We start from the raw sequence: 12,925 nt of genomic DNA, 5'->3' as shown, positions 1-12,925 counted from the left end.
AGGGTTGCGTAGACCTGTAGGGCATCACACGGTAATACCGTGCGTGCTCAAAAACGCCACAAACGCCTCTTCATCCAGCACCTTCAAGCCCAGCTCATTGGCCTTGGTCAACTTCGACCCCGCTCCCGGCCCCGCAACGACACAATGGGTCTTGGCCGACACAGAGCCGGCGACTTTCGCCCCCAGACTTTCTAGCTTGTCCTTGGCCACATCGCGGCTCATCAGCTCCAGCGAGCCGGTCAGCACCCAGGTCTGACCCGCCAGTGGCAGGCCTTCGACAATTTTCTTTTCACTCTTCCAGTGCATGCCGAAATCGGCCAGTTGCTTCTCGGCGGCTTCGGCCAATAGTCGATTTTCCTCGACCGCAAAAAACTCGCGCACCGAATTGGCCTGCTTCTCCGGCAGTGCCTGGCGCATATCCAGCCAATCCGCGCCGATCACTGCTTGCAGCGAGCCGAACCGGTCAGCCAATTTCTGCGCCCCGCCCGGCCCTACCGATGGAATGTGCAGCTTGTCGAGGAAACCACCCAGAGTGGTGCTGGCCGCAAATTCGGCACCCAGCTCACCCTGATCCTGAATCTGCAACCCATGCTTTAGCAGTTCATCGATCACCTGCTGGTTGTGCGCGTCTTCGAAGAAACTGTGGATTTCATGCGCGACTTCCAGACCGACATCCGGCAAGTACGTCAGCACCTGCGGCAAAGCCTGCTGTACCCGCTCCAGCGAACCCAGCGAGCGGGCCAGAACCTTGGCCGTCTCCTCACCGACATCGGGAATCCCGAGGGCATAGATGAAACGCGCCAGGCCCGGTTTCTTGCTGTCTTTGATGGCGCTGAGCAATTTCTTGCTCGACAGTTCGGCAAAGCCTTCCAGATCGACAATGTCCTCGAACTTCAAGGCATACAGATCGGCCGGCGAACTGACCAGGCCTTCATCCACCAATTGCTCGACGCTCTTGTCGCCCAGGCCTTCAATGTCCATGGCGCGACGGGAGACGAAATGGATGATCGCCTGCTTAAGCTGTGCACCACACGCCAGCCGGCCAACACAGCGATACACCGCGCCTTCGCTGACGGTCTCACGACCCTTGCTGCGCTTGATCAACTGCGTGCGCTCGACATGGGAACCGCACACCGGGCACTGCTCCGGAATCTGCACCGGCCGGGCGTCTTCCGGGCGACGCTCCATGACCACTTGCACCACTTGTGGAATCACGTCACCGGCGCGACGGATGATCACCGTGTCGCCGATCATCAGGCCCAGGCGCGCCACCTCGTCCATGTTGTGCAGCGTGGCATTGGCCACGGTGACACCGGCAACCTTGACCGGTTTAAGCCGCGCCACTGGCGTCACAGCACCAGTACGTCCAACCTGGAACTCTACATCGAGCAACTCGGTAAGCTCTTCCATGGCCGGGAATTTGTGGGCGATGGCCCAACGTGGTTCGCGGGCGCGAAAGCCCAGTTCGCGCTGGGAGGCAATGCTGTTGACCTTGAACACCACACCATCGATTTCATAGGGCAGCGCGTTGCGACGCTCACCGATATCGCGGTAGTAATCGAGGCATTCGGCGATGCCATTGGCCAGTTTCAGCTCATGACTGATCGGCATGCCCCAGGCCTGGAGTTGCTGCAGATTGCCGATGTGCGTATCGGCAATATCCGCCGACACCTGGCCGATGCCGTAGCAACAGAATTCCAGTGGGCGATTGGCAGTGATCTTCGAGTCCAGCTGACGCAAACTGCCTGCCGCCGCGTTGCGTGGGTTGGCGAACGTCTTGCCGCCGACTTCCAGCTGCGTGGCGTTGAGCCGTTCGAAACCGGCCTTGGACATGAAGACTTCACCGCGCACTTCCAGGGTCGCCGGCCAGCCTGTGCCATGCAACTTGAGTGGAATATTGCGCACGGTGCGCACGTTGACGCTGATATCTTCACCGGTCGTGCCATCACCGCGTGTTGCGCCGCGGACCAATACTCCATCCTGATACAGCAGACTGACCGCCAGGCCATCGAGCTTGGGTTCACAGCTGTATTCAACCGTGGCGCCGCCACCGAACAGGTCGCCGGCGGGCAGGTCGAGGCCCTCGGTCACCCGGCGATCGAACTCACGCATGTCGGTTTCTTCGAAGGCGTTGCCAAGGCTGAGCATTGGCACTTCGTGACGCACCTGGGTAAACGCCGAAAGCGCCGCACTGCCTACTCGCTGAGTCGGCGAATCGCTGGTGATCAGATCGGGGTTGGCGGCTTCGAGAGCCTTGAGTTCATTGAACAAGCGGTCGTACTCGACGTCCGGAATGCTCGGCTCGTCGAGGACGTGATAACGATAATTGTGCTGATCCAGCTCGGCGCGCAGTTCTAGAATGCGGTTTTTGGCGGCAGTCATGGGTGTTCTCTCATAAAGCAAAAGAGCAGCCGAGGCTGCTCCTGATAAATCTCATCGCGCTTAACAGATCGCAGCCTCGTTTCACTCGACAGCTCCTACACAGCTCCTACGGCAATCCGCAATCCTGTAGGAGCTGTCGAGTGAAACGAGGCTGCGATCGTTTGATCTTAGCGCTTCTGGGTCAAGGCACGGCGCTCAAACTCGACGATGCGCTGACGATAATGCTCGATCGTCTGGGCAGTCAGTACGCTGCGCTGGTCGTCCTTCAGTTCGCCGTTCAGCTCCTGGGACAATTTGCGCGCCGCCGCGACCATCACGTCGAAGGCCTGTTTCGGATGACGCGGGCCTGGCAGACCGAGGAAAAAGCTCACGGCCGGGGTGCTGAAATGATCGATGTCGTCCAGGTCGAACACCCCTGGCTTGACTGCGTTGGCCATGGAAAACAGCACTTCGCCGTTGCCCGCCATGCTTTCGTGCCGATGGAAAATGTCCATCTCGCCGAAACGCAAACCGCTCTCCAGAATGTTCTGCAGCAATGCCGGGCCCTTGAAGCCGGCCGCATCACGGCAGATCACGCTGATCACCAGCACCTCTTCAGCCTGCGGCTGTTCTCTTTCGCTGACCGATGGCGCGGGTTTGCTGTCATCGGGAAAATCGTCGTCGCGACTGCTGAAGCTCGGACCGCCGTCCAGATCCAGGCTGAGGTTCATGTCGCCCTGTGACGGTTCGCCATGGCTACGCTTGCCACGCTTGGAGCCTGATTCGCGAGACTCACGGGCCGGCATGCTCACCGACGGCAGATCGTGCTCGTCCAGTTGCGGTTCTTTATGCGTATCCAGCACGCGCGGCGGGCCCAGCACCTCGGCGCTGACGGTATCGTCGTCCGACTGACTGGACAGGTTTCGATCAAGGCGGAATTTCAGTTTTCCCTTGCCGCCGCGCATACGGCGCCAGCCATCAAAAAGAATACCGGCAATGACAATAATGCCGATGACGATCAGCCACTCGCGCAGACCGATTTCCATGTAATCCCGTGCCTCTATAAAAAATGCTGAAAAATAAGGGGTTTACAACCTGCAAACCGCTTTAAAACGTGGCGCCAACTCTATGTTCTGACAGGTGTTTTGCCCACGTATACGAAAAATTGACATTAAACTAGCACGACCAAAGGCAACTTTACACCGTCTACATCCCCGGCTTTAACGAATATGTCGATTAGCCAGCAAGTTGATACTCGCAATCAAGTCCTACAGAGCACAACCAATCATCCTGCAGCCTCGACTCAGGCATCCACCATCGCCATTGCCTCCTCCACATCTACAGCTACCAGACGCGAACAGCCGGGCTCATGCATCGTCACACCCATCAGTTGATCAGCCATTTCCATGGCTATCTTGTTGTGGGTGATGTAGATGAATTGCACCGTTTGCGACATCTCCTTCACCAGCCGTGCGTAGCGTCCAACGTTAGCGTCATCCAGTGGCGCGTCAACTTCATCGAGCATGCAGAACGGCGCCGGATTCAACTTGAAGATTGCAAAAACCAGCGCCAATGCGGTGAGGGCTTTTTCGCCACCAGAGAGCAAATGGATGGTGCTGTTCTTCTTTCCGGGCGGCTGCGCCATGATTGTTACCCCTGTATCGAGTAGATCTTCGCCCGTCAGTTCCAAATACGCGCGTCCACCACCGAAAACTTTTGGGAAAAGCGCCTGTAAACCGCCATTGATCTGATCAAAGGTATCTTTGAAACGGTTGCGGGTTTCCTTGTCGATCTTGCGAATCACGTTCTCAAGCGTTTCAAGAGCCTCCACCAGATCGTCGTTCTGTGCATCCAGATAACGTTTACGCTCCGATTGTTGCTGGTACTCGTCGATGGCCGCGAGGTTGATCGCACCAAGGCGCGCAATGCGCGCGGCAATGCGCTCGAGCTCTTCTTCAGCGTCTTTCTCGTTGGCCTCGGCGGGCAGCGTAGTGAGCACGCCGTGCAGGTCGTAGCCGTCCTCCTGCAACTGGTCCTGCAGGGTCTTGCGGCGCACCGTCAGGGCCTGCCATTCCATGCGCTGGGTTTCGAGCTGGCCGCGTATCAGTTGGGACTGTTGCTCAGCCTGGTTGCGGCGCTTCTCGGCATCACGCAGTTCGCGGTCGGCGTCTTCCAGGGCGATCTGCGCGGTCTTGAGCTCTTCGTCGACGGTCATGCGCTTGTCGAGCAGCTCCTCGAGTTTCAGGCGCAATTCTTCCAGCGGTGCTTCGCCTTCTTCCAGATTGAGGCTTAATTGCTCACGTTTTTCGGTCAGGCGTTCGGACTGCATTTCCAGACGCTCCAGCGCCTGACGCGTCGAATCGTGCTGGGCCTTGAGCGAGCCCAGGCGCACCGCCAATTGATGTGCGTGATCCTTGTGTTGACGCGCTTCCTGACGCACCCGGTCCAGACGTTCGCGCAAGCTGTCGCGCTGGGCCAGCAGCAATTCGCGCTGCTCGGTGTCCAGCGCCATGCTGTCGAGGGCCTCCTGCAATTGCAGGCGCGCTTCGCCGATGTTTTCGTGTTCCAGCGCGCGCTGTTCGTCCAGCTCGACGAGCTCGTCATCGAGACGTGTGCGACGCAAGGTCAACTGTTCCGCCTTGGCTTTACCGGCAGACAATTGCGCTTTGAGTTCACCTTGCTGACGCGCTTCGTCTTGCAGCAGACGACGCAGATGTTCGCGACCGTTTTCCTGCTGACGCTGCTGCGCCCTGAGATTCTGAAGCTGGGTTTCCAGGGTTTCGACGGTGGCTTCGCGCTCGTCGCGCTCAAGCCCCAACTGCTGGATTTCCTGACCCCGGGCAAGCACGCCGCTTTCGGCTTCACTGGCTCGACGCACCCGCAGGAAATGTCGAGCGACCCAATAACCATCGCGACTGATCAGGCTCTGGCCGGCGGTCAATTGAGCGCGCAAGGCCAGGGCCTGCTCGAGGCTGTCGACCGGTTTGACCTGCCCCAGCCACGGCGACAGATCGATCTGAGCCTCGACCTTGTCGAGCAAGCTGCCCGCCACCCGCACGCCATCGCCAGCCGGGCTGAGCAAACGCAGGTCGCCCTGGGCAAACCCGGCCAGATCAAAACCATTGAAATCATCCACCAGCACCGCTTGCAGATCGGCGCCAAGCACGGTTTCCACCGCCAGCTCCCAGCCTGCTTCAACCTTCAGGCCTTCAGCCAGGCGTGGGCGATTCGCAAGATTCTGTTCACGCAGCCATTCGGCGGTGCCCGTACCCGGATCGAGCGCGGCTTGCTGCAAGGCCTCCAGCGAGGCCAGTCGACCATTGAGCCGCTGCAAATCACCCTGGGCCTGCTGCTGCGCCGACAGCGCTTGCTGCAGTTCCTGACGCAATTGCTCAAGCTTCTCGACCTGCGCTTCTTCGCTGGTCTGCAAATCCTCGAGCGTCGCTTCGGATTCAGCGAGCTGCTCGCTGAGTTCCATGATCGCCGCGTCTTCCGGATCCGCCGAAAGCAAGGCACGCTCTTCAGTCAGACGCTTCTGACGATCAGCCAGGCGCTCCATGCTGGTTTCCAGCTGCTGAATCCGCGACTGCTGAACTTCTGCCTGACGTCGAGGCTCGGCGGCGGTGAGGTTGAACGTATCCCACTGCTCCTGCCAGCCGTGCATGGTGGTTTCGGAGTCTTCCAGCGCGGCGGCAGCTTCTTCAGCCGCGGCGCTGGTGACTTCCTGCTCCGGCGTGAGCATGTCCAGTTCTTCACCGAGGGTCAGCAACAGCGTACGGTCGTGCCCCAGGTGAGATTCGGTTTCCAGGCGCGCGCGCTCGGCTTCTTTCAGATCGTCCTGCAGCTGACGCAAACGTTGCTGACCGTGCTGGATGCTCTGTTCGACCCGGGCGATATCGCCGCCGACCGAATAAAAACGCCCCTGCACCAGATTGAAGCGTTCAGAGAGATCATGATGACCATCGCGCAAGCGCTCGATGCTCGCATCGGCATTGCGTTGCTCGGCCACCAACGCTTCGAAAGAGACTTCCTGCGTACCGATGATCGCTTCGCGCTGGCCGACCTGATCGTTCAGGTCCTGCCAGCGCAATGCCGACAACTGCGCCTTGAGCTGACGCTCCTCACCCTTGTATTCCTGATATTTCTTGGCAGCCTCGGCCTGGCGATGCAAACGCTCGAGCTGACGCGTCAGCTCTTCGCGAAGGTCGGTCAGGCGCTCAAGGTTTTCGTGGGTGCGGCGAATGCGGTTTTCCGTCTCGCGCCGGCGCTCCTTGTACTTTGAGATGCCCGCGGCTTCTTCAATAAAGTTACGCAGGTCTTCGGGCTTGGATTCGATCAGCTTGGAGATCATCCCCTGCTCGATGATCGAATAACTGCGCGGGCCCAGACCGGTACCCAGAAAGATATCGGTGATGTCGCGACGGCGGCATTTGGTGCCGTTGAGATAGTAAGTGGTCTGGCTGTCGCGGGTCACTTTGCGGCGAATGGAAATTTCCGCGTAGGCCGCGTATTCCCCAAGCAGCGTGCCATCGGAGTTATCGAAGACCAGCTCGATGCTCGCCTGGCTTACCGGTTTGCGGCTGGTCGAGCCGTTGAAGATGACGTCGGTCATCGACTCGCCACGCAAATTCTTGGCTGAACTTTCGCCCATCACCCAGCGAACGGCGTCGATGATGTTCGACTTGCCGCACCCATTGGGTCCGACCACCGCCGCCATGTTGCTGGGGAAGTTCACCGTGGTCGGATCGACGAAGGACTTGAACCCCGCCAGCTTGATGCACTTTAGCCGCACGCTTCAAGCATCCGTCAGGGCAGAGATCACCAGATCGCAGCTGCGCTGGGCGTAAGCCGTCAGCACTTCGCGGATCTGTGCAGAGTCTCGGGCGATCACCGCCGCGAGCAGGCGTTCGAACAGTTCCAGGTACTCGCTCATCGAAGCCTTGCGCTGATCCAGGGCAAGAAAATACGCACGGCTCATGGCCGGCTGCAGATTCTCGACGGTTTCCTGCAAGTACGGGTTGTTGGCGAACGGATACGTTGCACGCATCACACTGAAACTGTCGTCGACAAACGCATGGATGTCCTGACGCTCATAGCTGGCCGTCAAGCGTTGCTGAATCTGCACGAACGGCGCGAGGTCGGCCTGGACTTTCCAGCCACTGGCCACGGCATTGGCGAGCAGGATGTACATCTCGCTCATCAGCGTGCACAGGCTCTGTACTTTATGTGCAGTGAGCTCGGTGACGTGGGCGCCACGTCGCGGCAGTATCGCGATCAGGTGCCGACGCTCAAGGATCAGCAAGGCTTCGCGGACCGATCCGCGACTGACATTGAGGGCCAGCGTAACCTTCTGTTCCTGGATGCGCTCCCCGGGCTTCATTTCGCCGCGAATGATGCGTTCGGCGAGGTGGTGAGCGATTTGCTCGGCGAGGCTGTCCGGCGCCTTGAACGTCATGGTTGTCCTTCAAACTCTTCGATCTGCACAAGCGGCGCAGTGTAGCGCAATTGATACGTCATGGCGCAGAGCCTGCCCGGTGGTTTTTGGCACGATTCAAGCAAAAAGCAGGCTGACCATCGAGGGTCAATAATGAACAAAGGAGCCGTTAACCGACAAAATGCACTTTCCTGACCTTTAAGTCAGAAAATCATTGACCGGAAAGTCAGACCTGCTAAATTCGGTCCTATCGGTTAACAACAATAATGAGTCTGCGAGGCCTTCCGTGATCCAGTTTTTACTCAACCAGGAACTCCGTAGCGAGCACGCCCTGGACCCGAATCTGACGGTGCTCAATTATCTGCGCGACCATGTGGGCAAACCCGGCACCAAAGAAGGCTGCGCCAGCGGTGACTGCGGCGCCTGCACTGTGGTGGTCGGCGAACTGCAAACGGATGACGATGGCCGCGAACACATTCGCTATCGCAGCCTCAACTCGTGCCTGACCTTCGTCTCGTCGCTGCACGGCAAACAGTTGATCAGCGTTGAAGACCTCAAGCACAAGGGTGAACTGCACAGCGTGCAGAAAGCCATGGTCGAATGCCACGGCTCGCAGTGCGGCTTCTGCACCCCTGGCTTTGTGATGTCGCTGTTTGCCCTGCAAAAGAACAGCGATGCACCGGATCAGGCCAAGGCCCACGAAGCGCTCGCCGGCAACCTGTGCCGCTGCACCGGTTATCGTCCGATTCTGGAAGCCGCCGAGCAATCCTGCTGCGGCAAGCAACCGGACCAGTTCGATGCCCGCGAAGCCGACACCATCGCCCGCTTGAAAGCCATCGCGCCCACCGACATCGGTGAACTCAACAGTGGCGACAAGCGCTGCCTGGTGCCGCTGACGGTGGCCGACCTGGCCGACCTCTACGACGCCTATCCCCAAGCCCGCCTGCTGGCTGGCGGAACCGACCTGGCGCTGGAAGTCACGCAGTTCCACCGCACCCTGCCGGTGATGATCTATGTCGGCAACGTCGCCGAGATGAAGCGCATCGAACGCTTTGACGATCGCCTGGAAATCGGCGCCGCCACGTCGCTTTCCGATTGCTACGAAGCCTTGAACGCCGAGTACCCGGACTTCGGCGAACTGTTGCACCGTTTCGCGTCCTTGCAGATCCGCAACCAGGGCACCCTCGGTGGCAACATCGGCAACGCCTCGCCGATTGGTGACTCGCCGCCCCTGCTGATCGCCCTCGGCGCGCAGATCGTACTGTGCAAAGGCGAAACCCGCCGCACCCTGGCGCTGGAAGATTACTTCATCGATTACCGAGTCACTGCGCGCCAGGAAAGCGAGTTCATCGAGAAGATCATTGTGCCTCGCGCCAGCGTCGAAAAACTGTTCCGCGCCTACAAGGTCTCCAAGCGCCTGGACGACGACATCTCGGCCGTTTGCGCCGCCTTCAACATTCGCCTGGAAAACGGCGTGGTGGCTGAAGCCCGCGTCGCCTTCGGTGGCATGGCGGCCATCCCGAAACGTGCCGCTGCGTGTGAAGCCGCGTTGCTCGGTTCGCCGTTCAACAACGCTACCGTTGAACGCGCCTGCGCTGCCCTGGCCGAAGACTTCACGCCGCTCTCGGATTTCCGCGCCAGCAAGGAGTATCGCCTGCTCAGTGCGCAGAACCTGCTGCGCAAATACTTCATCGAACTGCAAACACCGCACATCGAGACTCGGGTGACCGCTTATGTCTAATCATCACGCCGTAGAGAAGACCCAGGCCGAACTGGCTGAACTGTTCGCCAAGGACCTGACCACCGGTGTCGGCCGCAGCGTCAAGCACGACAGCGCCGCCAAGCATGTGTCCGGAGAAGCGCAGTACATCGACGACCGCCTCGAGTTTCCAAACCAGCTGCACGTTTATGCGCGCCTGTCGGACCGCGCCCACGCGAAAATCATCAGCATCGACACCAAGCCCTGCTACGCCTTCGAAGGCGTGCGCATCGCCATCACCCACGAAGACGTGCCGGGCCTGAAAGACATCGGCCCATTGCTGCCGGGCGATCCGCTGCTGGCCATCGATACCGTGGAGTTCGTCGGTCAACCGGTGATCGCCGTGGCGGCCAAAGACCTGGAAACAGCACGCAAGGCTGCGATGGCCGCGATCATCGAATATGAAGACCTGGAACCTGTGCTGGACGTGGTCGAAGCCCTGCGCAAGCGCCACTTCGTACTCGACAGCCACACCCACCAACGCGGCGACTCGGCCACGGCGCTGGCCACTGCTGAACATCGCATCCAGGGCACCCTGCACATCGGCGGCCAGGAACACTTCTACCTGGAAACCCAGATCTCCTCGGTGATGCCGACCGAAGACGGCGGCATGATCGTCTACTGCTCCACGCAAAACCCCACCGAAGTGCAGAAACTGGTGGCCGAAGTGCTGGACGTATCGATGAACAAGATCGTCGTCGACATGCGTCGCATGGGCGGTGGCTTCGGCGGCAAGGAAACTCAGGCGGCGAGTCCGGCGTGCCTGTGCGCGGTGATCGCTGCCCTCACCGGTCAGCCGACCAAAATGCGTCTGCCGCGTGTCGAAGACATGCTGATGACCGGCAAGCGGCACCCGTTTTACGTCGAGTATGACGTCGGCTTCGACAGCACCGGCCGCCTGCACGGTATCGCTCTGGAACTGGCTGGCAACTGCGGTTGCTCGCCGGACTTGTCGGCGTCGATTGTCGACCGGGCGATGTTCCACTCCGACAACTCGTATTACCTGGGCGATGCGACCATCAACGGTCACCGCTGCAAGACCAACACGGCGTCGAACACCGCCTACCGTGGTTTCGGCGGCCCGCAAGGCATGGTCGCCATCGAAGAAGTGATGGACGCCATCTCTCGCCATCTGGCCCTCGATCCGCTGGCGGTTCGCAAGGCCAACTACTACGGCAAGACCGAGCGCAACGTCACCCATTACTACCAGACGGTCGAGCACAACATGCTCGAAGAGATGACCGCTGAACTGGAAGAAAGCAGCCAGTACGCCGAGCGCCGCGAATCGATCCGTCGCTACAACGCGAACAGCCCGATCCTGAAAAAAGGCCTGGCGCTGACCCCAGTGAAATTCGGGATTTCCTTCACCGCCAGCTTCCTCAACCAGGCCGGTGCCCTGGTGCACGTCTACACCGACGGCAGCATCCACCTGAACCATGGCGGCACCGAAATGGGCCAGGGCCTGAACACCAAGGTCGCGCAGGTCGTGGCCGAAGTGTTCCAGGTGGAAATGGACCGCGTGCAGATCACCGCGACCAACACTGACAAAGTGCCGAACACCTCGCCGACCGCTGCCTCCAGCGGTGCCGACCTGAACGGTAAAGCGGCGCAGAACGCGGCAGAAACCATCAAGCAACGCCTCGTCGAATTTGCCGCTCGCCATTACAAGGTCAGCGAAGAAGACGTCGAATTCCATAATGGCCACGTGCGGGTCCGCGATCACATCCTGACCTTCGAAGCGCTGATCCAGCAGGCGTACTTCGCCCAGGTGTCGCTGTCGAGCACCGGGTTCTACAAGACCCCGAAAATCTATTACGACCGCAGCCAGGCTCGCGGCCGTCCGTTCTATTACTTCGCCTTTGGCGCGGCGTGCTGCGAAGTGCTGGTCGATACGCTGACCGGCGAATACAAGATGCTGCGCACCGACATCCTCCACGACGTCGGCGCCTCGCTGAACCCGGCCATCGACATCGGCCAGGTCGAGGGCGGTTTCATCCAGGGCATGGGCTGGCTGACCATGGAAGAGCTGGTGTGGAACAACAAAGGCAAGCTGATGACCAACGGTCCGGCCAGCTACAAGATCCCGGCCGTGGCGGACATGCCGCTGGACCTGCGGGTCAAGCTGGTGGAAAACCGCAAGAACCCGGAAGACACGGTGTTCCATTCCAAGGCCGTGGGAGAGCCTCCGTTCATGCTCGGCATCGCGGCGTGGTGTGCGATCAAGGATGCCGTGGCCAGCCTGGGTGACTACAGGCATCAACCGAAGATCGACGCACCGGCGACACCGGAGCGGGTGTTGTGGGGCTGCGAGCAGATGCGCCAGCTGAAGGTGGCGAAGGCTGTCGAGGCCGAGACAGAGTTGGCTTCGCTCTAAGACCGAGGCGCCTGTATCGCCAGCAAGCCGGCTCCTACAGATAGGCGGTGCATCGCGATTCTGCAACCGACACGAAACCTGTAGGAGCCGGCTTGCTGGCGAAGACGGCCGAACAGACAACAGAGATGTTGAGGTGTTTATGTACAACTGGATCGACGCCCTCGCCGACCTGCAAAACCGGAGCGAGCCCTGCGTGTTGGTGACCATCATCGAAGAGCTCGGCTCGACGCCGCGCAACGCCGGTTCGAAAATGGTCATCAGCGCCAGCCAATCCTTCGACACCATCGGCGGCGGGCATCTGGAATACAAGGCAATGAAGATCGCCCGCGAGATGCTTGCCAGCGGCAAACAGGACACGCATCTGGAGCGCTTCAGCCTCGGTGCCAGCCTCGGCCAATGCTGCGGTGGCGCCACGGTATTGCTGTTCGAACCGATGGGCCAGGTACAGGCGCAGATCGCCGTGTTCGGTGCGGGCCACGTCGGGCGCGCCTTGGTGCCGTTGCTGGCCAGTCTGCCGTGCCGGGTGCGCTGGATCGATTCAAGGGAGGCAGAATTCCCCGAGCAGATCCCCCACGGCGTGCGCAAGATCGTCAGCGAAGAACCGGTGGATGAAATCGATGACCTGCCCGCCGGCAGCTACTGCATCGTCATGACCCACAACCACCAGCTCGATCTCGAACTCACCGCTGCGATTCTCAAGCGCAACGATTTTGCCTACTTTGGCCTCATTGGCTCGAAGACCAAACGGGTGAAGTTCGAACACCGCCTGCGTGATCGCGGTTTCGACGCGAGTGTCGTGCAACGCATGCGCTGCCCGATGGGCATCGGCGAAGTCAAAGGCAAGTTGCCTGTGGAAATCGCCATCTCCATCGCCGGCGAAATCATCGCCACCTATAACGCGAACTTCGGCCAGCAGACGTCCAGCGCCGAACCGATTGCCAAACTGCTGCCCGCTTCACGCCGCAGCCAAGTTGCCAAACAAGCAGCCTCGAACTGA

7 protein-coding genes are annotated in these 12,925 nt (G+C 59.9%); 3 read left to right on the top strand and 4 right to left on the bottom strand.

Annotated features, from left to right (window positions below; translation table 11 throughout):
* Positions 1–24 precede the first annotated feature (24 nt).
* From ligA to AD668_RS09420, 4 genes are all read right to left on the bottom strand, one after another.
* A complete protein-coding gene (gene ligA, locus AD668_RS09435; RefSeq protein WP_053157480.1) occupies positions 25–2,382 on the bottom strand; it encodes an NAD-dependent DNA ligase LigA in 2,358 nt (785 codons plus the stop codon).
* 167 nt (positions 2,383–2,549) lie between these two features.
* A complete protein-coding gene (gene zipA / locus AD668_RS09430) occupies positions 2,550–3,407 on the bottom strand; it encodes a cell division protein ZipA (protein WP_053157476.1) in 858 nt (285 codons plus the stop codon).
* A gap of 257 nt (positions 3,408–3,664) precedes the next feature.
* On the bottom strand, positions 3,665–7,153 hold the full coding sequence (smc, locus tag AD668_RS09425; protein WP_053157473.1) for a chromosome segregation protein SMC: 3,489 nt from the start codon (positions 7,151–7,153) through the stop codon (positions 3,665–3,667).
* A 3-nt stretch (positions 7,154–7,156) separates the two neighbouring features.
* Positions 7,157–7,816, bottom strand: coding sequence for a GntR family transcriptional regulator (locus tag AD668_RS09420; RefSeq protein ID WP_053157469.1), 660 nt, complete (start codon positions 7,814–7,816; stop codon positions 7,157–7,159).
* Between the two features lie 265 nt (positions 7,817–8,081).
* On the opposite strand from AD668_RS09420, the gene xdhA reads away from it, so the two are divergent.
* From xdhA to xdhC, 3 genes are all read left to right on the top strand, one after another.
* Complete coding sequence (xdhA, locus tag AD668_RS09415; protein WP_053157467.1) at positions 8,082–9,536, top strand: xanthine dehydrogenase small subunit; 1,455 nt, start codon at positions 8,082–8,084, stop codon at positions 9,534–9,536.
* Positions 9,529–11,928: a xanthine dehydrogenase molybdopterin binding subunit gene (gene xdhB / locus AD668_RS09410; RefSeq protein WP_053157464.1), complete on the top strand. Its 2,400-nt coding sequence runs from the start codon at positions 9,529–9,531 to the stop codon at positions 11,926–11,928. The genes xdhA and xdhB overlap by 8 nt, the downstream gene beginning before the upstream one ends.
* A gap of 139 nt (positions 11,929–12,067) precedes the next feature.
* Positions 12,068–12,925 carry a xanthine dehydrogenase accessory protein XdhC gene (xdhC, locus tag AD668_RS09405; protein WP_053157463.1) on the top strand — a complete coding sequence of 286 codons (858 nt, stop codon included), beginning with the start codon at positions 12,068–12,070 and terminating at the stop codon, positions 12,923–12,925.

This window comes from Pseudomonas sp. P1.8, from assembly GCF_001269805.1.
In the GTDB taxonomy this organism is placed as follows: Bacteria; Pseudomonadota; Gammaproteobacteria; order Pseudomonadales; family Pseudomonadaceae; genus Aquipseudomonas.
The sequence above is the reverse complement of the archived record's forward strand: the minus strand, read 5'-3'. Positions and strand labels throughout refer to the sequence as shown.

Coding starts and splice junctions, on each gene's coding strand:
- ligA (WP_053157480.1), bottom strand. CDS start 2,382: ATGACTGCCGCCAAAAACCGCATTCTAGAACTGCGCGCCGAGCTGGAT.
- zipA (WP_053157476.1), bottom strand. CDS start 3,407: ATGGAAATCGGTCTGCGCGAGTGGCTGATCGTCATCGGCATTATTGTC.
- AD668_RS09420 (WP_053157469.1), bottom strand. CDS start 7,816: ATGACGTTCAAGGCGCCGGACAGCCTCGCCGAGCAAATCGCTCACCAC.
- xdhB (WP_053157464.1), top strand. CDS start 9,529: ATGTCTAATCATCACGCCGTAGAGAAGACCCAGGCCGAACTGGCTGAA.
- xdhC (WP_053157463.1), top strand. CDS start 12,068: ATGTACAACTGGATCGACGCCCTCGCCGACCTGCAAAACCGGAGCGAG.